Genomic DNA, 23,151 nt, shown 5'->3' on the forward strand with positions numbered 1-23,151 from the left:
GTTCAGTGCGCTCAAAAATTAGTTTTTCCTTGAAAATAATTTAAAAGTTCAGCTTGACTTATTACCACTAGACTTTCAGTCGATTGTTTTTTTAAAATTATAGCATATTAGGCAAGAAAAAAGGATGAAAGAGAAGTTCTCTTTCATCCTTTTGATGAGCCATGGTGGGCTCGAACCACCGACCCTCTGATTAAAAGTCAGATGCTCTACCAACTGAGCTAATGGCTCATTAATGGCTGGGCTAGCTGGATTCGAACCAGCGCATGACGGAATCAAAATCCGTTGCCTTACCGCTTGGCTATAGCCCAATAAACTGGTGGAGGAGAGTGGATTCGAACCACTGAACCCGAAGGAGCGGATTTACAGTCCGCCGCGTTTAGCCACTTCGCTACTCCTCCTATATAAAGTGCCGACTGCAGGAATTGAACCCGCAACCTACTGATTACGATTCAGTTGCTCTACCAGATTGAGCTAAGTCGGCATGTTATACCAAGTGAAACGTCACTTTATTATAGTATAACATTTTTTAAAATAATGCCAGTTTTTTCGAAGAAAAGAACTGGGCTTTGATGACCCGTACGGGATTCGAACCCGTGTTACCGCCGTGAAAGGGCGGTGTCTTAACCGCTTGACCAACGGGCCAAACTTTGAAAAGAAATTTCACAGCCAAAAACTATTATATAAACTGTCACGGCATTTGTAAATAGTTAAAATAAAGTTTTTTTTTTCTGAAAATAAGACCTCACCAAATAAGAAGTATGCGAGGATCAATTTCAGCCAAGTTTCCGGTCGTAATGCTGTTAACATCAAGCTGTATTCGATTTGTAATAAAAAGTTGCACATATTGGTTGAGCCCTGTGCTATAATGTGTGATATTGTATAGCTTGTTGTACGAAATTCAAAAAAAGGTAGGGAATGAAATTGGCATCGCCTTTAAAAAGACTACTCATTGGGCGCCCGCTTAAAAGCTCAGAAGCAGGAGAACAAAAATTAGGGAAACTAAAAGCTTTAGCTGTGCTTTCGTCAGATGCACTATCCTCCATTGCATATGGAACAGAACAAATTTTGCTTGTTTTAGTTACTGTGAGTGCAGCTGCAATGTGGTATTCGATTCCAATCGCACTTTGCGTATTGGTTCTTTTATTTGCATTAAATCTTTCTTATAAACAAATCATTCATTCATATCCACACGGTGGTGGGGCTTACGTAGTTTCGCGAGAGAATCTCGGGAAAAATGCTGGACTTGTGGCCGGTGGTTCACTTCTTGTAGATTATATGCTGACGGTTGCAGTTAGTATTTCTTCAGGAACAGATGCGATCATCTCTGCTGTTCCTTCGCTTTATCCTTTCGCCGTACCGCTTGCCGTTTTTCTCGTGATCGTTGTCACGATCATCAATTTACGGGGCATCACGGAGTCTGCTAGTATTTTAGCCATTCCAGTTTACCTTTTTGTCTTTTCCATTGTTGTGCTTATTTTAACAGGAATCATTAAGGTCCTTTTGGGGATGGACGCCACACACGAAACAGCATCCATTGGTACGCACGTGCAAGGTGTGACTCTGTTTCTATTATTAAGAGCTTTTGCATCTGGATCAGCTTCATTAACAGGGATTGAAGCGATTTCTAATGCCGTACCGCTCTTTAAAAAACCGCAAGCCAAAAATGCTGCTAAAACACTGACGATTATGGCAACGATTTTAGGATTCTTTTTCCTTGGAATTACTGTGCTTGCTTTCGTTTATGGAACCATGCCAGAACTCAAAGTAACTGTTCTTTCACAGATTGCGGAAAATGTTTTTGGTAGAAATTTCATGTTTTACTTTATTCAAGCAACGACTGCACTAATTTTAGTGCTCGCGGCTAACACGGGATTTTCTGCTTTTCCGCTTCTGGCGTTTAACCTCGCGAAAGATAAATATATGCCGCGCATGTATTTGGCAAGAGGGGATCGGCTCGGCTACTCAAACGGTATCATTACGCTTGCTGTCGGCTCGATTTTACTCATCATTTTATTCAAAGGGAAAACAGAATTACTTGTTCCGCTTTACTCCGTAGGGGTGTTTATTCCGTTCACGCTTTCGCAAACCGGGATGATTATCAAGTGGTGGAAAGAACGCTCAGAAGGTTGGCATAAAAAACTGGCTGCCAATCTACTAGGGGCGACTATTTCTTTCACAGTACTCATTGTTTTATTCCTTACGCGGATCGAATCAGTGTGGCCAGTTTTCGTTTTCTTGCCGATTATGATTTTTGTTTTTCACCGGACAAGAAGCCACTATATGAAATTAAAACGGCAACTTCGAGTAGATGAATCGATGGATATTGATGTTTCTGATTTTAAAGGAAATGTTGTGATTGTAGCCGTTTCTGATACAACAAAGGTAGTAGAAGGTGCACTTAAATATGCAAAATCCATTGGGGACACAGTTATCGCGGTCCATGTCTCGATTGATCGGATGCAGGGAAAAGAATTCGTCGAGAGGTGGAATCGAATTCATCCTGAGGTCCGTGTTGCTCATCTTTATTCGACCTATCGTTCGATTTCTGAACCGCTGATGAAGTTTATCGATACAGCTAAACAAAAAGCGGATCACGATAACTATTCATTAACTGTGCTTATTCCTCAATTCATTCCTAAAAAAGGTTGGCAAAACTTACTGCATAACCAAACGAGTTTAATGATTCGAACAAGGTTGATGATGCAACGCGATGTTGTTGTAGCTACTTATCCGTATCACTTAAAGGAATGAATGTGAATTAAAACGGGGGAACTTTTTTCTAATTCGTTATTGGAATGAAGCAAGCTTAACAAAAGCAAGCGTACCTGTAAAAAAGGAACTATGTCATTTTCATAACTAAACTTTGTTTCAAAAGCGTATTTTCCTAATAGGAAAATACGCTTTTTTTAAGTCTTTTTTTATATAAAAAATCAATTTTGGCAATTAACCGAAATTTTTTCTTTTTATGTAGAAGCGTGGTAAAATGAATCTGTTATGAATAAATAGAGAATAGGTGGATGAATGATGCAGAAAGTAGGGATATTTGGAATTCCTTGGGTTTTTTCGAATCAGCGACAAGGAACCGCATTAGCTCCTTTTGCGATTCGTTACACGGGGATTTTGGAGCAACTCGCAAACTTGGAAATCGAGCTTTACGATTTTAAGAACTTGGATGTCTATATGGAAGAAATGCTTTTTTTAAGCCTTGACTTGAAAGCGATTACAAACAAAATGTTAAGTCAAGCAGGGCTGCTTGAAGGAATGCTTCGACAAGTAGACACTTCTCTTGTTCTTGCTGGAGATGAGTGGAATGCACTGCTACTTCTTGACGCTACGCAGAAACAAAATAAAGAAAGCGTTTACGTTGTTCTTGATGCACCGATGCAAACGGATTTTTTTGACTCTTATCTTGGGATTTTAAAAAAACTTTTTGAAGAAGAGTGTTTGGATACAGCAGACTTGAAGATAAAACCTGCGCACTTTTGTGTTTTGAGCGCTAAACGAGAACTTGAAAAGGAAAAATCTTTCTTTGAGAAAACGGGTATTCAGTATTTTGGTTTGACAGATATTGAAAATTTGGGCTTTGAAGAAGTCATTTTGAGGCTGCTTGCTTGGGTACACGAAAAAAATACGGAAGTTCATTTATTGCTGAGTGCTAGCGCGATGGATCCAGTGTTTGTTCCGGGAGTAAATCAGTCATCATTTGGTGGACTTACTTATAGGGAGATTGCTTATTTCATGCGTGTCATGGCGGAGGAGAGCTCTTTTTCAACAATCATGATTGCAGGGTTAAACCCGCTCCGAGACGAGGGGAATAAATCCGCTAAATTTATGGCTAGGTTGTTCGAAATTTATTTTAAAGCACGGACTTTAGTAGATGAAAGAAAGCTAAAAATTTAGTCTGAAAAAGACAAAAAGAAGGGCAAAAAATTCTGTAGGAAAGTTACTTTGATTTCGCGAAACTTGACAATTTTGTGAACTTGAAAAAATGCCTTGAAATTAGGAACTACAGGTCGTATACTTGTAATAGAAGACAAGTTCGTGAAGGAATTTGAAGTAATTTGGAAGGTGAGGAGTGCGCGAGATGTCAAATCTGGATATTCGTTATTATATTATACCCATGATTGTTGTTTTCATACTTGGCGTTGCTGGAACAAATGGCATTACTTTCCCAGTACTTGATTTCCTAACAATAGGGCTTGTCGCTTGTGTTGCCGGTGGTATAATCGGTTCTTTGCATCAGCTATTTTGTTTTGTTGTTCATTTTGCTACAGATGATAAGAAAAAAAGAACACCTAAAAAGGATTTAAAAACGCAATATCATGAAATTTAAAAAGTAAAAGCATCCTCGGATTTTGAAGAGGGTGCTTTTTATATTCTTGAAAGAACCACTGTAAAGATTTCGCGCAAGGAAAGTAAATTCTTCTTCATTTCTCATGTGATATTAATCGTTGTTAGAAAGCTTTTGTGATACAATGATAAAAGTGAATCTGTCCGAATGTTGTCGGATGGTTTGTAATTACCTAGGCAGGTTTGCCTAAAAAAGACGGAGGCGAAAAGATGAGCTTTTCAAACATTTCAATGCTACATTATCTTGCAAACATCATAGATATTCTTGTTGTTTGGTTTGTAATCTATAAGCTGATCATGCTCATCCGCGGAACGAAAGCTGTTCAACTGTTAAAAGGAATTTTCATTATTATCGCGGTGAAAATCATCAGTAGCTTCCTCGGTCTTCAAACAGTAGAGTGGATCACAGATCAAGCGCTAACATGGGGATTTCTGGCGATTATCATTATTTTCCAACCTGAGTTACGACGGGCTCTTGAAACACTTGGACGAGGAAATATTTTTATACGAATTGGTTCGCGAATTGAAAAAGAACAGCATCAAATTGTGGATGCGATCATTGATTCAACCAAATATATGTCAAAAAGGCGGATTGGCGCGCTTATTTCAATTGCGAAAGATACGGGGATGGAAGATTACATTGAAACAGGGATTCCGCTGCATGCCCATGTTTCTTCACAATTGCTAATTAATATTTTTATTCCGAATACACCGCTTCACGATGGGGCTGTTATTATTAAGGGAAACGAAATTGCTTCAGCAGCAAGCTATTTGCCTCTTTCGGATAGCCCGTACTTATCCAAAGAACTTGGAACGAGACACCGGGCGGCACTTGGAATTAGTGAAGTCACAGACAGTTTAACCGTTGTTGTTTCAGAGGAAACGGGCGGAATTTCTGTAACAAAGAGTGGCGAACTGTTTCGAGATGTTTCAGAGGAACGCTTAAAAGAAATTCTTGAACAAGAGCTTGTAAAATTACCAGAGAAAAAGACAACCTTCTTTTCTAAGTGGCTAGGAGGCGGTAAAAAATGATGGATCGAATTTTAAATAATAAATGGTCGATTCGCATTGTTGCGCTTTTGTTAGCAGCCATTTTGTTTACTTCTGTGAATACAGATAATAAAAATAGTGGAGGAACATTCCAAACTACCACACAAAATGATACAGAGGTCATTCAAAACGTCCCTGTAGAAGTTTATTATGACAAAAAGAACCTTTATGTCTCTGGACTTCCTGAAACGGTATCGGTTACGATTAGTGGTCCGAGAAGTATTGTGCAAAATACAAAAGCACAGCAGGACTTCAAAGTATATGCAGACTTACGGAACGCCTCGATCGGTGAAAAAAATGTGAAATTAAAAATCAAAAACCTTTCGAATCGTTTAAAAGCCACAATTAGTCCGCAAACGATAAAAGTGAACGTGCAGGAAAAAGTAACGAAGAAGTTTTCGGTCGATGCAGAACTAAGTAGTAATGCGATTGCAAGTGGCTACACAGCAGGAAATATCAAAATTAGTCCTGGTAAAGTTTCTATTACCGGCGCAAAAGACACGGTGGAAGAAATCGCGTATGTTAAAGCAAATGTAGATGATAGCAAGAAACATAAGGATGACTTTGAGGCCGAAGCGACCGTTTCGGCGTTTGATCGAAACTTAAATAAATTAGATGTCGAAATCAGTCCGCAAAAAGTGAAAGTGAAAGTTCCGGTGAGCAAGGTGGGGAAGTCCGTTCCACTTAAATTAAAAGCGGAAGGCAATTTGCCAGATAATATTTCCATCCAAAGTATGACAGCAGATCAAGACGAGGTTGTCGTTATCGGCGACGATGATGCACTAAAAAATATTGATCAAATTACCGTTAATGTGCCAGTGGCCAATTTAACTGCAGATACAGTAAAAGAAGTCACTATTCCAGTTCCAAGTGGAGCGGAAGCTGTGCAGCCTTCTTCTATTGAAGTGAGGATTAAGACAGCAAAAAAGTCTGATGGCAGCAAGGCTTCCTCAAATGAAAATAGTAATGAGGGGACTGAAGGCGATAATTCAAATGCTAGTACGGATGAACAAGATGATTCAGGTCAAGAAAATAATCAAGAAGATGCAGAGTCTTCGAAGACCTTGTCAGGACACAATATTTCTGCGCAGTCTTTGCCAGCAAATTTAACCGCAACTCTTATCTCACCGACAAACAGTAAAGTTAATCTGACATTATACGGGAAAAACAGCTTACTGAGCGATCTTAACTCTTCTAATGTAAGTGTAACGGCGAATTTAGCCAATGCAACAGTTGGACGCTACAGTGCAAGAATTGAAGTCGGGGGACTCCCAAGAGGGGTTACTTATTCAATATCCACAAGTACGGCCATTTTTAACATTGAAGAAAAAAATGAAGAATAAAATACAAAGAACAAGTCAAATGTTGACTTTTGAAGCGATGTTTTAGACTTTAGATGAATTTTTCTTGTAAAAAAGGTATAATGTAAACTGCAGTGAATTTTGTTAGTTAAGAGAAAGAAAAATTTTGCTTGACTTTAAGCAGTAGAAAATTGGATTTTAATGTTTCTTTGAATAGAAGGAGAGAATTAATAATGGGTAAATATTTTGGAACAGATGGAGTTCGAGGAGTTGCTAATGAAGAATTGTCACCTGAACTGGCTTTCCGATTGGGACGTATGGGCGGTTATGTGTTAACACGTCATGTAGGAGAACATCCTCGAGTACTCGTGGCACGTGATACACGAATTTCGGGGGAAATGCTCGAATCGGCACTTATTTCTGGACTCGTTTCTGTTGGCATAGAAGTTATGCGTCTTGGTGTGATTTCTACACCGGGTGTCGCTTACTTAACAACAGCACAAGGCGCTTCGGCAAGTGTCATGATTTCTGCTTCACACAATCCAGTACAAGATAATGGAATTAAATTTTTCGGATCTGATGGTTTCAAACTTTCGGACGATCAAGAACTTGAAATCGAGGCATTGCTAGATCAAGAAAAAGATGACTTACCTCGTCCAAGCGCTGAAGGACTTGGAACAGTGAGCGATTATTTTGAAGGTAAACAGAAATATTTACAATTCCTAAAACAAACGGTCGATCAAAGTTTTGAAGGCTTGTTAGTGGCACTTGATTGTGCAAATGGAGCTACGTCCAGCCTAGCAACGCATTTGTTTGCAGACTTAGAAGCAGATACTGTTTCTATGGGCGCTTCACCTGATGGCTTGAATATTAATGACGGCGTAGGTTCAACTCACCCCGAAGCATTAGCTGCTTTCTTAAAAGAAAAAGGAGCAGATGTAGGGCTTGCTTTTGATGGTGACGGTGACCGCGTGATTGCAGTTGATGAAAATGGAACAATTGTGGATGGAGATAAAATTATGTTCATCTGCGCGAAATATTTAAATGAACAAGGTCTTTTAAAACAAAGTACTGTTGTTTCGACTGTGATGAGTAATCTAGGCTTTTATAAAGGTTTAGAGGAGCTGCAAATTCACGATGTGCAAACAGCTGTTGGAGACCGTTATGTGGTCGAAGCTATGCGAAATGGCAACTATAATCTTGGTGGCGAGCAATCTGGACATATTGTTTTCCTTGATCATAATACAACAGGTGATGGGTTGCTTTCTGGGATTCAGTTGATCAACGTGATGAAAGCAACTGGTAAAAAGCTTTCTGAACTTGCTAGTGAGATGCAAACTTACCCGCAAAAGCTCGTGAACATTCGTGTAACAGATAAGCACGCTGTAACAGATAATCCGAAAGTTCATGCTGCGATCGAAGCAGTTGAAAATGAAATGGCAGGAAATGGCCGTGTACTTGTTCGGCCTTCTGGAACTGAGCCGCTTGTACGTGTTATGGTAGAAGCTAAAACAGCAGAGGAAACAGAAAGTTACTGCAACCAAATTGCAACTGTTGTGCAAGATGAAATGGGTTTAGATAAATAAAATTTAATCAAAGTCCCGTTATCGCGTTTTCGGTAGCGGGGTTTTTATTTAGAAAGGATTTGAAAGAATGATAGAGCGAGCTCGAAAAATAAGCGCGAGTGTTGTTTTTATGCTTGGCTTTACACAGCTTCACAGCTTTTTGAGTGCGGTTTATAGTTATTTTGAAGACGAGAATTCGTTCGTATGGAATCAGTGGGTAATGGGGCTTTTTGTGATTTTACTTTTTGGATCTGGCTTTTTACTTTTAAAGAAAAATCCTATTCGAGTTCCAGCCCTTTTGGTTTTGTTCGCGTTCGCACTTTTCCATGGGTTATCAACCTATTTTTACCAATTTAAATTGTTGGAAAATTTTGGGGGCGATGACTTCCCATTTGAGTATACTGGCATTACTTTAACGGTCATATCGATACTTTTATTTGTCTTTTTATTATTCATTCGAGGTGGAACGTCTGCTAGTGCTGATTTACAAGCAGAAAACTGGAAGACAAAATGGCGTATTTCAGGCATCGTGACTGCGTTCCTTGCTGCGGGGCTTGCCGTTTGGGCGCTTATCTTACTCATACTTGAATATAATCACTCATCAAAGAATAGCGTTGCTTTTAGCTTTAATACAAATTTTGATATGATCATCTTAGGCTTAAGTGCTGTTTTACTTTTAGTAGCTGCAATTCTCACTTTCAGAAAAGGTTCTTATCTTCTAGCGGGGCTTGTTTTGGGAATTGGTTTTATTTATTTGATGAATTATATCTGGTTTGATGAATGGATGCGTTATGCGGCTAAAAATGGTTTGAAACTGGCTGAAGGAGAAAATCGTATTTTTGGTATCTATTTATTAATGGCTTTATTTGCCTCGCTTTCAGGCATATTTCAATTAGTTGGGAAAAAAAGAACATAATGCCAGCTGGCATTATGTTCTTTTTTGTATAGACCAATTTTAGCAAGATGACTAATTGTAAGGCTTGACGACATATACATTTTATTGTAAACTTAGAGAAGTTTCCTTGAATACTGAAAAAAGGAGGATCGTTAACAAGTAAATAAAAGCGCCAGAACTGATTGCAGCCTATAAATAAGCAGGTGAAATTCCGGCTTATCTGAAATCAGTTGACGAGGAGGAGATTAATCGAGAATTCGGCGGGAGTCTCTCGGCTGTGCATGCAGTCGTTATGCTTTAGCTACAAACCAATCAGGTGACTGGTTGAACAGAGCGCTAAAGAACATGCGGAACACCCTCCAAGGAAACGTGAAAAATAAAGGCAGTAAGAAAATTGGATTCGTCTGTCTTAAATTAATTGGAGGCTTTTTGTTATGTGTGGAATTGTTGGATATATTGGTAGAAATAATGCGAAAGAAATTTTACTAAATGGACTTGAAAAATTAGAATATCGCGGTTATGATTCGGCGGGAATCGCCTTACTAGATCATGAACAGTTGACTGTGATCAAAGAAAAAGGACGGATTGCTGACTTGCGCAAAAAAGTGGGAAGTGAAGCTTTTGGTGAAGTTGGAATTGGTCACACGCGCTGGGCAACTCACGGTAAACCAAGTGAAGCGAATGCTCACCCGCATCAAAGTGCAACGGGACGGTTTGTAATTGTGCACAATGGGGTTATCGAAAACTACGCAGCTCTTAAAGAAACTTACTTAGAGGGTGCCCAGTTCAAAAGCGATACAGACACAGAAGTTATCGTTCAACTGATTGAAAAATTTGCGCAAGAAGGTATGAAAACGAGTGAAGCCATGCGTAAGACTTTACAACTGCTTCATGGTTCTTATGCAATTTGTGTGATCGACAAAACGCAGCCAGAAACACTTTTTGCAGCTAAAAATAAAAGTCCGCTTTTAATTGGCGTAGGTACTGGCTTTAATGTCATTGCAAGTGATTCAATGGCTGTATTAAAAGAAACAAGTGAATTTATTGAAATTGCAGATGAAGAACTTGTTATTTTGAGCCGGGATCAAATTAAAATTGAGACACTTGATGGTGAAGAAGTGGAACGCGCTCCGTTTACAGCAACTATTGATGCTTCTGACATCGAAAAAGGAACTTATCCGCATTATATGTTAAAAGAAATCGATGAGCAGCCAGCTGTGATGCGCCGTATCATCCAGTCTTATCAAAGTGAAAAGGGAGATATTTCTGTTGATCAAGCCATACTTGACGAAATTCTTGCTTCCGATCGTATTTATATTATCGCTTGTGGAACAAGTAGCCACGCGGGGTATGTCGGCAAGGTATTAATCGAGCGTTTGGCTGAAATTCCAGTAGAAGTTCATATTTCTAGTGAATTTGGTTATAATATGCCTCTACTTTCTGAAAATCCGTTGTTCTTGTTTATCACGCAAAGTGGGGAAACGGCGGATAGCCGCCAAGTGTTAGTGAAGGTGAAAGAAATGGGACATCGTACGCTTACACTTACGAATGTGCCGGGATCAACGCTTGACCGGGAAGCAGATCAAGCTATGTATCTTTATGCTGGTCCAGAAATTGCGGTAGCCTCAACGAAAGCTTATACAGCGCAAGTGGCTGTGTTAAGCGTTTTGGCGGTAGCAGTCGGGCGCACTCGCGGGAACGAAGCTGCGAGCCAATTTGATATCGTAGCAGAACTAGGAATTGCAGCAACAGCTATGGAAGCTATGGTTTCGAGTAAGGAACTTGTGGAACATATTGCTGGCGAATTCTTAGCGACAACACGCAATGCTTTCTTCATAGGCCGGAGTGTTGACTATTTTGTGGCGATGGAAGCAGCTCTTAAGTTAAAAGAAATTTCCTATATTCAAACAGAAGGATTCGCAAGCGGTGAGTTGAAACACGGAACAATCGCGCTTATTGAAGATGAAACGCCTGTTTTTGCGCTCATTACGCAAGAAAATATCAATTGGAACGTTCGCGGAAATGTCAATGAAGTTTTAGCACGTGGGGCAAATGCTTGTGTATTTGCGATGGAAGGCTTAGAACAACCTGGAGATCAGCTTGTTTTACCGCATGTACACGAACTTTTAACACCACTTGTTAGCGTTATTCCTTGTCAGCTACTAGCCTATTATGCAGCACTTCACCGGGATTGTGATGTGGATAAACCACGGAACTTGGCGAAAAGTGTAACTGTTGAATAAATAAAAAAACAAGCTCATGGATGATTATCCGTGAGCTTGTTTTTTTATTCTTCAGTCAGTGCTTCAATTTCCACGCTTAGCGTTTCCCAGTCTTCCATTAGTGCTTCGGCTACTTGTTTTACGCTATCTAGCTCTTCTGTAATTTGAAGCGTTTTTTCATGGTCGTTAAAGACATCAGGTTGCGTTAAAAGCTGTTCAAGTTCTGCAATTTTACCGTCAGCATCTTCCATCGCGGTTTCAATTTCTGCAAGTTTTCTTGTTTTCTGGCGGAACAATTTTTGATTTTCTTTGCTTTTTTGATAGGATTCTTTACTTCCAGAAACGCTTTTTTCTTCAATTTGTCCCGCTTGAAGTTTCTCTTCGAATTCGAGTTGAGCGATTTCTTTTTCGTAAGCTAGCTTTTCAAGATAGTAGTCGTAATCGCCAAGGTAAACGCGAGCGCCTTCTGAACTAAGTTCAACAACTTTGGAAGCTACTCGATTGATAAAGTAGCGGTCATGCGAAACGAAAAGAATCGTTCCAGCGAAGTCAATTAAAGCAGCTTCAAGAACTTCTTTACTATCAATATCAAGATGGTTGGTCGGTTCATCTAGGATCAGCACATTGGCACCTAAAAGCGTGAGCTTGGCAAGGGCAAGCCGCGCTTTTTCTCCGCCACTCAATGTCGATACAAGTTTTAAAACATCATCTTCAGAGAAAAGGAAATTACCAAGCGTTGTTCGAATGGTTTTTTCATCTAGCTCTGGATAGTCGTCCCAAAGTTCAAGGAGCACGGTTTTGTTCGAAGAAAGTTTTGCTTGTTCTTGGTCGTAGTAACCGATTTTTACACCCGTCCCGAATCGGAAACTTCCGCTTAACGGGGATAGCTCTTGAATCAGCGTTTTAAGTAGCGTTGACTTTCCAACTCCGTTTGGACCGACAAGAGCAATGCTATCTTGGCGTTTGATTTCAAACGTCAAATTTTTCGAAATGGTTTTTTCTTTTTCATAGCCAATTGAAAGATCTTCGACAAACAAAACATCATTTCCCGAAGCCCGTTCAAATTGGAAACCGAAGTGAGCCGCTTTTTCTGCTCCATCAGGTCGGTCAAGACGTTCGATTTTTTCAAGCTTTTTGCGACGACTCTGAGCGCGCTTAGTGGTTGAAGCGCGAACCAAATTACGGGCAACGAAATCTTCCAGTTTTCCAATTTCAGTTTGTTGTTTTTCAAACTCTTTCCATTCTCGTTCTAGTTTTTCTTGCTTTAAGATTAAGTAACGGCTGTAGTTCCCCGGATAATGCTGCATTTTAGTACGGCTGATTTCATAGACTTGACTCACCACTTTGTCGAGAAAATAGCGGTCATGCGACACGATCAAAAGTGCCCCCGAGTAGTTTTGTAAGTAATTTTCAAGCCATGCCAGCGTTTCGATATCAAGGTGGTTAGTCGGTTCATCAAGAATCAGCAAGTCTTCCTTCGATAAAAGTAATTTGGCGAGCGCGAGCCGAGTTTTCTGCCCACCGCTCAGTGAAGAGACGAGCTTATCATAGTCTTCTTGATAAAATTTAAAACCATTCAGGATTGAGCGAATTTCCGCTTCGTACGTGTAACCGCCACGTTCTTTAAAAAGGTGTTGCAAGTTATCATATGTTTCAAGAGCTTGCTTGGAAGACTCAGGATCTTCGTATAAACTTGCATCCGCAAGTCGCTGCTCCATCGCACGAATTTCTTTTTCAAGTTCAATCAAGTCATCAAACACAGCAAGCATTTCATTCCAAATGGTTTTGCTAGATTCAAGTCCTGTATTTTGCGCCAAGTAACCAATTCGAACATTTTTTGGATGTGAAATGGTTCCAGCATCATAGCCGATTTGCCCGGCAAGGATTTTTAGAAGCGTTGACTTACCCGCACCGTTTCGGCCGACAAGCACGATCCGGTCGTTCGTTTTCACTTCGAGTTTAATATTTTCTAAAATGACTTCTGCACCGAAGTATTTTGCAATTTGTTGCGCCTGTAATAGAATCATTTTTCTCTCTCCCATCTCTATTAGTTTAGCTTAAAGCGGTATATCATGCAATCACATAAAAAAATTATGTGAAATAGTTAGCTTTATTTGTGATTTTACGGTAAAATAAAACAGAAGTATCCTTTAAATTAAACGGTTAAGTCCTTTTTTTAAAAATTTTTGAGCAAAAAGATTGTGCATTACTTGTGAAATGTTTATAGTAGAAAAGCAAGCATTGTGAAAGTGAAAACAGTTTCAAACAAAATTAACTGCAGAATTGCAGTCAAAAAAGTGAATTTTAAGGTAGAAAGGACGAATGAAGAATATGGATGAAACAACAAAAATCCCGCAGGCGACGGCGAAGCGTTTACCGCTTTATCATCGTTATTTGAAATATCTTTACGAATCAGGCAAGGAGCGTGTTTCTTCTGCCGAATTAAGTGAGGCTGTAAAAGTTGACTCTGCAACGATTCGTCGTGATTTTTCTTACTTTGGTGCATTAGGGAAAAAAGGATACGGCTATAATGTTTCTTACATACTTGATTTTTTCGGTAAAACGCTAAGTCAAGATAAAGAAACAAATGTGGCTATAATCGGAGTCGGAAATCTTGGGATGGCTCTGCTTCACTATAACTTCATGAAGAACAATAATATCCGCGTTTGCGCGGCATTTGATGTAGATCCAGCTAAAGTAGGCACGGTACAGCAAGAAATTCCGATTTATCATTTAAATGATATGGAAGAAATTTTAAAAGAAAATCAAGTTGAAGTAGTCATTTTAACGGTTCCAGCTGATGAAGCTCAGGAAACGGTGGACAAACTAGTAGAAGCAGACGTGAAAGGGATTTTAAACTTCACGCCAGCTAGAATCAGTGTCCCTAAACAAGTTCGCGTTCATCATATCGATTTAACGACGGAACTGCAAACGCTTATTTATTTCTTGGAAAACTATCCTTCCAAAAATTAAAAAAGCTTTTGCGCCGGCATGAGAAGATCATGTCGGTTTTTTTCTGACTATTTTTGGGTAAAGAAAGGCGGAGAGCCTTGTTAAAATGATTGGGAGGTACAAAAGAATGAACTGGATTAAAAAATTGAATTGGACGCAGTGGGTGGCGCTATTTATTTTTGCGTCAATGGCGGTGTCACTTGTCTTCACGGTATTTGAAATTTTCACCGCGCCTGTCGAGCAACCCGTACACGGCCCAAAAGTAACCTTACAAAGCGACTATATCTTCTTATTGGTTGAAATTATTTTAGGAATTTTGATCTTGGCACTGCCGTCGATTCTTTCAAGAAGCTTTAAATTTGAAATTCCTGGTTTGGTGTACTTACTGTTTATTATTTTCCTTTACGGATCGATTTATCTTGGTACGATTCAAAAATTTTATTCGATCGTTCCATATTGGGATAAAATTTTGCATATTTTCAGTGGTGCGATGTTAGGGGCAATTGGTTTTTCTTTTGTCAGCTTACTAAATTTCAATGAAAATGTTGTCTTAAAAATGAAACCAGGATTTGTTGCCGTATTTTCTTTTTGTTTCGCAGTTACGCTTGGCGCATTTTGGGAAGTCTATGAATACACCTTTGATGGTTTGCTTGGACTCAACATGCAACGATTTGAAACATCAGGAGGAACGCCTTATGTTGGGCGAGCAGCACTTGCAGATACAATGGGTGACATCATCGTGGATATTTTAGGTGCACTTGTTATTGCAATTATCGGCTATATTGCGCTGAAAAAGGGGTTACCTTGGATGAAGCAATTTACTTTCAAACGGAAAAATTGGAAGAAAGACAAATAAAAAAAAAATCGCGTTTCCACTCGGAAACGCGGTTTTTTTTTATTTCTCATCTTGCTTTTCTTCATCTTTTTGTTTCGGGAAATTTTCCACGTAGCTATCTGAGTACTGCAGTAATTTCCGGCTTGCATCAAAGCGTTCCTTAACGGAATCATTTAGTGGCAATTTCGAACCATCATAATGTGTAGCTTTACCGGTTTCAAAACTTTCATCGGGTGCGTACATATAATCATTAGTGAAATAGCTACCCTCAGGCATCGTATAGCGTTCTGGAACAAAGTTTGTTTTAGAATTTAAGATATCTTCCCCGAACATAATTTGATTGTCCGATTTAATGCCAAGTAAATTTAAAACAGTTGGCATCACATCAATCTCTCCACCGATATTATTAATCTTTCCAGTTTTTTCAATTCCCGGAGCGTGAAGGAAAAATGGAATCCGGTAATCATCGGCTGGCTGAGCTTTTAGTTCTGAAGAACGATTGATATATTTCTTTTGATTATCAGGAAGTGCCGTCGTATCAATAATATGGTGATCCCCATACATCACAACAACAGAATCATCCCAAATTCCTTTAGCTTTCAGTTCATCAATGAATTTGCCAAGTTGCGTATCCGCATAATTTACAGCTTGGAAGTAATCCCCAAGTTCTGTGCCTTCAAGATCGGCTGGAAGTGTCAATGCTTGTTTTTCTTCTGGGATTTTAAACGGCATGTGCGAGCTTACAGAAATCAGTTGTGCATAAAATGGTTCTTTATTATTATAGTGCTCTTCAAGGACAGGTAGTGATTTTTTATACAAGACTTCATCACTTGCAGAAAATCCAATTTTGTCTTCATCCCCAAAGAATGAACGATCATAAAACTTATCAAAACCAACAGCTGGATAGAAATTTTCGCGGTTGTAAAAACTTGCATCATTTGTATGGAAAGTTGCTGATGTATAACCTTTTTTCCCAAGAACACGAGGTAAACCAGGAATCACTCGATTTCCATAAGTTTGGGTATTGGTATAATAACCACTTGGGAAAGTAGAAGTATAAACGGACCATTCCGCATCAGCCGTGTTTGATTTTGAAACAGTTTGGAAAAAGGAATCGGAATAAAGGGTTTCGTTCTGCAACTTGTCAAGCGTTGGCGTAATTGACTTGCCGTTTATTTTGACACTTGTTAAATTGCGTTGCAGCGATTCAAGTTGAATAATGATCAAGTTTTTTCCTTTAGCAGTTCCAAAATACTTAGGATTTTTCTTAGGCGTAACACCCTTTAATTTTTGAACATTTTCAGCATTTAAATCGGCTGCGCGAACGTGGGCGGTTCCAGTAAATGCCGTGGCGAGATTAAAAGTAAAAACCCCCATTTTCTCCGCACGCTTTGTATCACTAATAATATTTTTGTTCATCATGTCATAAGTGAAAAGCCCGATCAGTAAAACTAAAATGGAAACAATAGCTCCAAACGAGTTGCGCTTGATTCGAAAAGATTTAAAGGAAACATGCTTTTTAAGTCGCAAATAAAGGACTACAGGAAGCAGTAACAGGTTAGCAAAGAATAGCCAGTCATACCATTTTAGTAAACTCGATGCGCTATCTTTTACAACGCCGACTTCTCCGATTAATGAGAAGCTGTGATATGTCGGAATTTCATGATAGAAGCGACTATATAAAACGAATACCAACATGAGTACACCGACAATAAAGGTGAGTCCAGCATAAACATAAACATGATAACGTTCTTTTACAAATGCATGAACAAGTAGAAGAATGAGAAAAACGAAAGCCAAATCTGCTATAAAGCTAAGAAAGCTTGGATCTTGGAAGATTTGAAAATATGCAAATGCGAATTGGCCAACGATTAAAAGCAGATAAATGATTAGCAATGCCATAGCCTCTTTCTATTTTAAAATAATGGATTTGCACGAAGGCAACTTTTCCAATTATAGCTATTTTACAACAAACATGATATAAGTACAAATATTCTCGTCAACTTGAAAGAAAACAAAAAAACAATTTTATTTCTTTAATGCTATTGAACTTTAATGTGTAAAAATGTATGATAGAAAAAGTTATATGCAAGTAAAGGGAGTGTGAAAAGTTTGTCCATCTTTAGAAAAAAACCGATTCATGATTTAATTCATAAAAATAAAAGTGTGAGCATCCAATTAAAGCAAACCTTAAATGGATTTGATTTAATTTTACTAGGTGTGGGGGCAATTGTCGGAACAGGGATCTTTATCTTACCTGGAACCGTTGCTGCGCTTCATTCTGGTCCGGCTATCGTCTTTTCCTTTGTCATCGCAGCTATCGTTTGTGCGCTTGCAGCGATGTGCTATTCGGAATTTGCATCGGCAGTTCCAGTTGCAGGAAGCGCGTATACCTATGGCTACGTGATTTTTGGTGAGTTTATTGCCTGGCTACTTGGATGGGCACTTTTGCTTGAATATGGGCTTGCAGTGGCTTCTGTTGCTAGTGGTTGGTCTTCCTATTTGAATGCTTTCTTGAGAGGATTTCATATTGAGATTCCGGCTGCGTTTTCCAATTCTTTCGATCCAGCAAATGGTACTTTTATAAATATTCCAGCTATTTTAATTGTTTTTTTAGTGGCTTTCTTATTAACACGTGGAATCAAAGAATCAACGCGAGTCAATACAATGATTGTATTTCTTAAAATTGGTGTTATCTTGCTATTCCTTATTGTAGGCGTATTTTATGTGAAACCATCGAACTGGCAACCTTTCATGCCATTTGGCTTTTCTGGCGTTTTAAACGGGGCAGCGCTTGTCTTCTTTGCTTATCTCGGGTTTGATGCTGTATCTAGTGCTGCTGAGGAAGTGAAAAACCCAAGAAGAAATATGCCAATTGGGATTATCGGTTCATTACTTGTCTGCACACTACTTTATATGGCGGTTTCAGTTGTTCTTACTGGGATTGCTTCTTATAAGGAATTGAATGTTTCTGATCCAGTGGCTTTTGCTTTACAATTGATTGACCAAAACTGGGTGGCTGGCGTCATTTCACTGGGTGCTGTTATTGGGATGCTCACTGTTATCCTTGTTATGCTTTATGGCGGAACACGTCTTGTCTACGCGCTAGGACGAGATGGCTTGCTTCCTAAAATAATGGCGGAAGTAAGTCCGAAACATCAAACACCAGTGAAAAACACATGGATTTATTCAACGATTATCGCTTTTTTTGCAGGCGTTGTTCCTTTAAGTCGCTTGGCGGAACTTGTCAACATGGGAACGCTATTTGCCTTTATGTTAGTTTCGTTTGGGATTCTATTTCTTAGGAAAAACAAGGAAGTTTCACAAGATGGTTTTAAAACGCCATTTTATCCAGTTTTGCCGATCGTATCCACTATACTTTGCTTGTTCTTAATGACACGGCTTCAACCTCTTACATGGCTTGTATGTGGAATTTGGTTCGCAATCGGCTTGATCATTTATTTCTCATATGGGAAACGACACAGTAAGTTGAATAAATAACAAAGATGCAAAGATGTTTGTTCTAGTAAACGTCTTTGCATCTTTTTGTATTGAGTGATAAGATAGCATCTGTTGTAATGAACCAATAATAAAATGCGACAATGCACAAAAAAATTGCTAATATAGAAGTAGAGTTTTTATGAAGCGAGGGAAAAACATGATTGAGTTCTTTGAAACAGTTGACCAGGATGAAATCAAACAGATTGATGAACCAAGTGCAAATTGTTGGATTAAAGTGACAGCACCAACAGATGAAGAAGTCTATCAGCTATGTGAAAAGTACGGAGTCCCACGTGATTATTTTTTCGATGCACTTGATGCAGAAGAACGATCTCGGATAGAAACAGAGCGTGTTGATGAAACGTTTAAGCATTCGCTCGTTATTGTAGACTGCCCATATGCTTCTAAAGATGAACTTGGCTATAAAATGTATGAAACTTTACCGATCGGAATCATTGTAACACACGAAGTGATAATAACGGTTACGCTCAAGAAAATGCCAGTACTTGAAAATATTGGTACGGATAAAACGGGGAAATATTATAATACGGAAAAGCGAGGGCAGTTTTTATTTGCGATCCTCTATGTGGTCTCGTTTTATTATTTGCGTTATTTGAATGAAATTATTCGTTCAACCAATCGACTAGAATTAAAAATTAAGCAATCTATGAAAAATGAAGAACTGTATGCGTTTATGGCCGTTCAAAAAAGTCTCGTGTTTTTTGCCACTGCTCTACAATCTAATAAGGCAACGCTTGATAAAATCGCGAGCGCCGGCCATTTTATGTGGGATAAGGGGAACCGAGATTTGTTACAAGATGTGCTTGTTGAAAACAAACAAGCGATTGCGATGACAGATACGTATACACAGATTATTAGTGGAATGTCTGATATTTTTTCTTCTGTCATTTCCAACAACTTAAATATGGTCATGAAATTTTTGACGTCATTTACGATTATTTTATCGCTTCCAACCATTATTGGAAGCATCTATGGCATGAATGTAAAATTACCATTTGCGGAATATGCGCATGCTTTTTCACTCATCATGATTTTTACACTTGTCGTAACGCTCGTTGTAACACTCATTTTTTGGCGGAAAAAGTATTTTTAATGAAGGGGGAAGGCTTGAGTGCCCGAAAAAGAAACATTTGAAAAATTAGCTTATATCACGATTAAAGAAAAGATCTTAAGCGGGAAACTCCGAGTTGGTGATCACATTGCTGAGGCTTCTATCGCAAGTGAGTTACATATTTCAAGAACGCCTGTTAGAAAGGCGCTTGCACAACTTGAAGCAGAACAATTGATCGAAACCAAAGTAAATCGGGGAGCCACGGTAATAGAAAGTGAAATGTCAGCGGGACACTTTGTTTCTTTGCTTGAAATCGTTGAAATGCTAGTTCTTCAGACAATCTCTAAACTGGAAAGTAAACGGATTCCATTTGATGCTCAAATTTTTGAAGAAAAAAAAGAAATGCTTCAAAAGCACTTGCAAAAAAAGCACGAAGATCTTTACATGGAAGTTCTGTTTGACTCGTTAAAAAGCTTTGTCCATCATATGCAAAATAGTTATGCTGATCGTTTTATCCAGATGCTCGAAAGTGATTTTGATTTAAAGGCACAGAAGGAAATCAAAGTGTTACCAATTATTTTGGCGGAAGAAACGGAAAAAGGAATGAACTCGGTCCTAAAAAATCTGCAGAGTGGAAGTTATGAGGAAGCGAAAAAAGACGTGAAAGAATTAATTAATAAATTTATTGTACAAACATTTAGGTAGGAGGAGATTAAAATAAAAAAGGTACTTGGAATTTTTATTTTAGACTGGCGCCGTGTTTTTAAAGCGCCGCTTGCACTTCTCCTTGTTATTGCTCTAATTATTTTACCTTCGCTTTATGCGTGGTTCAACATTGAAGCACTTTGGGATCCATATTCGAATACCAAGGGGATAAAAGTGGCCGTTTCCATCGACGATAAAGGTGCTGAGGTTTCTGTTCCAGGAAAAAACAAAAACGTAAACATAGGATCAGAACTCAAGAAAAAGTTGAAAAAAAATGATAAATTAGGCTGGACTTTTGTTAGCAATGAGAAGGCGCAAAAGGGTGTGAAAAGCGGGAAATATTACGCGGCAATCCACATTCCGGCAGACTTTTCGAAGGATATGGTGTCCGTTGTGACAGATGATGCGACGAAACCGCAGATTGATTATTCGGTGAATGAAAAGATCAATGCGATAGCACCTAAGATGACGGACGCAGGGGCTTCGACAATTGTGAATCAAATTAGTAGCGAGTTTGTTGGAACCGTTAGTAAGTCCGTGCTTGCTGAGTTTAATAAGGCGGGGATTGATCTTGAAAATGAACTGCCAACTATTCGCAAAGTGAAGAACAAGGTTTTTGCAGTTCAAGATGCGATTCCAGAAATGAACAAAATGGGTGAAGAAGCTCAGCGAATTGAATTAAAACTTCCAGAGATCAAAGAAAAAGCAGCACAAGTAGAAGAACTGAGTGACCGCATACCAGAACTAAATGAAGCCGCGTCTGAGTTGCTGAAAGTGGAAGCTGCAATTCCTAAAATGGATGAACTGGGCGGCGAAATTTTAACATTGCAAACAAAAATACCAGAAATTCGCCAAGTGGCAGCGGGAATTAATGAAGTAGAGGCAAATTTTGGTACGGTAAAGAAGACGCTGAATGAGGCTCTGGATGAGTCGAGTCAGGCACTTGGAGTCATTAATACGGCAGAAGAGGCGCTTCCAGAGGTGAAGAAAATCGCTGCGGATGGAAGCAAATATGCGGGTGAAGTATCGAAGTTTGCGGATCAAGTGGATGCGTCCTTTGACACGGTAGCACCGGCGATTAAGACTAATTTGTCGCTCATGAAACAAGTGGCGGATAATGTTGTTGCGATTACGGATGATCTTAAAAATGGGAATTTAACGCCAGATGAAGCTTTAAAGGCGCTAAATCAAATTGAAAAACAAATGACGGACTTAGAAGGGCTACTCACTAAGCAAATTGACCTTTTAACGGAGCTCAATGAAACTCTTCCGAATCACCCGCTAGATGGTTTTATTTCTGATTTGTCGGGAATGAAACAAATACTGAGCGAACAAAAAGAAACGGTTGAGAAGTTGAAACAAGATGTTCAGGCTGGCAAGCAGCCAACAGAAGAGCTCGTGGATCGCTTAAATAGTGAGGCAAAACAAGTTAGCGGCAAGCTGGACCAAATTCTTGGAGAATATGATAGTACGATTGTTCCAAGAATTAAGGCGGGACTTAGTCAAATTAAAAAGGACTTGACAAGCTCGCGTGAGCTCTTGAAAACAGCACAAGGAAAATTGCCTGAGATTGCGGATGTTTTAGCAAATTCGAAAGAGACGCTTCAAACGGGTCAAGCGTATTTGAAGGAATTTCAAACGAAGCTTCCAGAAATTGAAAAAATCTTGAAGGAAACTTCTCAGTTGATTGATACTAAATTAGATCAAGTGATTTCTGGAATCAATCAAGCGGCAGATTTTTATCAAAATGATTTCCCGACCATCAAGACAAAATTACACCGCGCTGGAGATTTTGTTCGAAATGATTTGCCACATCTTGAAGAAGAATTGAAAAATGCTTCCCAGTTGATTAAGGAAAAAATGCCAGAGCTTGAAAAAGCGGTAACGATTGCGGCTGATCTTTCGAGAAATGAACTTCCTACGTTTGAAAAAGCCATCAATCAAGCGGCATCGAAGATCAATGATTTTGATAAAGAATACAACTTGCAGGAAATCATTTCGTTCCTTCGAAATGATGCGGATAAGGACAGTGACTTTATCGCGAGCCCGGTACAGCTCAATCAAACCGAGTATTATAAAATTCCAAATTACGGCTCTGCTTCCTCACCGTTTTACACAGCGCTTTGTCTTTGGGTTGGTGCTCTTCTTGTGATCTCGCTTCTCCGAGTTGATGTTGAAGTTCCGGGTGGCATCTTCACGAACATTCATCGCTATTTTGGACGGCTCTTAACTTTTCTTTCTATTGGATTTTTACAAGCTTTGACTGTGACTATCGGGAATATTTTCTTGCTCCATGTGTACATTCGTGAGCCTGTCTGGCATGTGCTATTCAGTCTTTTCATCAGCATGGTCTTCATGACGATTGTGTACACGCTTGTTTCGCTATTTAACAATGTCGGAAAGGGGATTGCGATTATTCTCCTTGTTCTGCAAATTTCTGGTGCAGGTGGAAACTTCCCTATTCAAGTATCACCACCCTTTTTCCAAGCGATTTATCCGTTCTTACCGTTTACATATGCGGTAAACTTAATTCGCGAAAGTGTGGGTGGGATTTACTGGCCGGGAGCCTATCTCGATATAGCTGTCTTACTTGGTTTTATGATTTTATTCATCTTGATTGGGACGCTCCTGAAAAAGCCGCTTGACAGAATCGTGCCGAAACTTTCGGCTAAAGCGAAACGAAGTAAACTGATTCATTAAATA

16 protein-coding genes and 5 tRNA genes are annotated in these 23,151 nt (G+C 39.2%); 14 read left to right on the forward strand and 7 right to left on the reverse strand.

What is annotated here, in order from left to right; all coding sequences use genetic code 11:
• Positions 1–155 precede the first annotated feature (155 nt).
• The 5 genes from HCK02_RS06395 to HCK02_RS06415 form a co-directional block, all read right to left on the reverse strand.
• A tRNA-Lys gene (locus HCK02_RS06395) sits at positions 156–228 on the reverse strand.
• 5 nt (positions 229–233) lie between these two features.
• Positions 234–308: transfer RNA gene (locus HCK02_RS06400), tRNA-Gln, on the reverse strand.
• 6 nt (positions 309–314) lie between these two features.
• A tRNA-Tyr gene (locus tag HCK02_RS06405) sits at positions 315–398 on the reverse strand.
• Positions 399–407: 9 nt separating this feature from the next.
• Positions 408–481, reverse strand: a tRNA-Thr gene (locus tag HCK02_RS06410).
• An 89-nt stretch (positions 482–570) separates the two neighbouring features.
• Positions 571–642: transfer RNA gene (locus tag HCK02_RS06415), tRNA-Glu, on the reverse strand.
• Positions 643–921: 279 nt separating this feature from the next.
• Between HCK02_RS06415 and HCK02_RS06420 the strand changes: the two genes are divergently transcribed.
• The 8 genes from HCK02_RS06420 to glmS all read left to right on the forward strand — a co-directional run bounded on the left by HCK02_RS06420 (position 922) and on the right by glmS (position 11,404).
• Positions 922–2,751 carry an APC family permease gene (locus HCK02_RS06420; RefSeq protein WP_167629260.1) on the forward strand — a complete coding sequence of 610 codons (1,830 nt, stop codon included), beginning with the start codon at positions 922–924 and terminating at the stop codon, positions 2,749–2,751.
• 270 nt (positions 2,752–3,021) lie between these two features.
• Entirely contained in the window at positions 3,022–3,900 is an 879-nt protein-coding gene (locus HCK02_RS06425; protein WP_208970450.1) for an arginase family protein, read from the forward strand.
• A 184-nt stretch (positions 3,901–4,084) separates the two neighbouring features.
• The gene (locus HCK02_RS06430) at positions 4,085–4,333 is read left to right on the forward strand and encodes a hypothetical protein (protein WP_167629262.1); all 249 of its coding nucleotides are present in this window, start codon (positions 4,085–4,087) and stop codon (positions 4,331–4,333) included.
• 227 nt (positions 4,334–4,560) lie between these two features.
• Complete coding sequence (cdaA, locus tag HCK02_RS06435) at positions 4,561–5,382, forward strand: diadenylate cyclase CdaA (RefSeq protein WP_167629263.1); 822 nt, start codon at positions 4,561–4,563, stop codon at positions 5,380–5,382.
• Positions 5,379–6,743, forward strand: coding sequence for a CdaR family protein (locus HCK02_RS06440; RefSeq protein WP_167629264.1), 1,365 nt, complete (start codon positions 5,379–5,381; stop codon positions 6,741–6,743). Before cdaA ends, HCK02_RS06440 begins: the two co-directional genes overlap by 4 nt.
• A 191-nt stretch (positions 6,744–6,934) precedes the next feature.
• Positions 6,935–8,287 (forward strand): phosphoglucosamine mutase, encoded by a 1,353-nt coding sequence (gene glmM, locus HCK02_RS06445; protein ID WP_167629265.1) that lies wholly within the window; start codon positions 6,935–6,937, stop codon positions 8,285–8,287.
• A gap of 67 nt (positions 8,288–8,354) precedes the next feature.
• Positions 8,355–9,182 carry a hypothetical protein gene (locus tag HCK02_RS06450; protein ID WP_167629266.1) on the forward strand — a complete coding sequence of 276 codons (828 nt, stop codon included), beginning with the start codon at positions 8,355–8,357 and terminating at the stop codon, positions 9,180–9,182.
• 413 nt (positions 9,183–9,595) lie between these two features.
• Positions 9,596–11,404, forward strand: a complete 1,809-nt coding sequence (glmS, locus tag HCK02_RS06455) for a glutamine--fructose-6-phosphate transaminase (isomerizing) (RefSeq protein WP_167629267.1) — start codon at positions 9,596–9,598, stop codon at positions 11,402–11,404.
• A 44-nt stretch (positions 11,405–11,448) separates the two neighbouring features.
• Here the strand turns inward: glmS and HCK02_RS06460 are convergent, their stop codons facing one another.
• A complete protein-coding gene (locus tag HCK02_RS06460; protein WP_167629268.1) occupies positions 11,449–13,410 on the reverse strand; it encodes an ABC-F family ATP-binding cassette domain-containing protein in 1,962 nt (653 codons plus the stop codon).
• Positions 13,411–13,714: 304 nt separating this feature from the next.
• On the opposite strand from HCK02_RS06460, the gene HCK02_RS06465 reads away from it, so the two are divergent.
• Together HCK02_RS06465 and HCK02_RS06470 are read left to right on the forward strand one after the other, a co-directional pair.
• A complete protein-coding gene (locus HCK02_RS06465) occupies positions 13,715–14,356 on the forward strand; it encodes a redox-sensing transcriptional repressor Rex (RefSeq protein WP_036070572.1) in 642 nt (213 codons plus the stop codon).
• A 115-nt stretch (positions 14,357–14,471) separates the two neighbouring features.
• The gene (locus tag HCK02_RS06470; RefSeq protein ID WP_167629291.1) at positions 14,472–15,191 is read left to right on the forward strand and encodes a DUF2238 domain-containing protein; all 720 of its coding nucleotides are present in this window, start codon (positions 14,472–14,474) and stop codon (positions 15,189–15,191) included.
• A gap of 39 nt (positions 15,192–15,230) precedes the next feature.
• Here HCK02_RS06470 and HCK02_RS06475 read toward each other — a convergent pair whose 3' ends face one another.
• Positions 15,231–17,072, reverse strand: a complete 1,842-nt coding sequence (locus HCK02_RS06475) for an LTA synthase family protein (protein WP_167629269.1) — start codon at positions 17,070–17,072, stop codon at positions 15,231–15,233.
• A 210-nt stretch (positions 17,073–17,282) separates the two neighbouring features.
• On the opposite strand from HCK02_RS06475, the gene bcaP reads away from it, so the two are divergent.
• The 4 genes from bcaP (at position 17,283) to HCK02_RS06495 (ending at position 23,148) form a co-directional block, all read left to right on the forward strand.
• Positions 17,283–18,671, forward strand: coding sequence for a branched-chain amino acid transporter BcaP (bcaP, locus tag HCK02_RS06480; protein WP_167629270.1), 1,389 nt, complete (start codon positions 17,283–17,285; stop codon positions 18,669–18,671).
• A 157-nt stretch (positions 18,672–18,828) separates the two neighbouring features.
• Positions 18,829–19,785 (forward strand): magnesium transporter CorA family protein, encoded by a 957-nt coding sequence (locus HCK02_RS06485; protein WP_167629271.1) that lies wholly within the window; start codon positions 18,829–18,831, stop codon positions 19,783–19,785.
• Positions 19,786–19,803: 18 nt separating this feature from the next.
• Positions 19,804–20,448: a GntR family transcriptional regulator gene (locus HCK02_RS06490; RefSeq protein WP_167629272.1), complete on the forward strand. Its 645-nt coding sequence runs from the start codon at positions 19,804–19,806 to the stop codon at positions 20,446–20,448.
• A gap of 12 nt (positions 20,449–20,460) precedes the next feature.
• Positions 20,461–23,148: a YhgE/Pip domain-containing protein gene (locus tag HCK02_RS06495; RefSeq protein WP_167629292.1), complete on the forward strand. Its 2,688-nt coding sequence runs from the start codon at positions 20,461–20,463 to the stop codon at positions 23,146–23,148.
• Positions 23,149–23,151: the final 3 nt, after the last annotated feature.

Source organism: Listeria valentina (assembly GCF_011800755.1).
In the GTDB taxonomy this organism is placed as follows: Bacteria; Bacillota; Bacilli; order Lactobacillales; family Listeriaceae; genus Listeria; species Listeria valentina.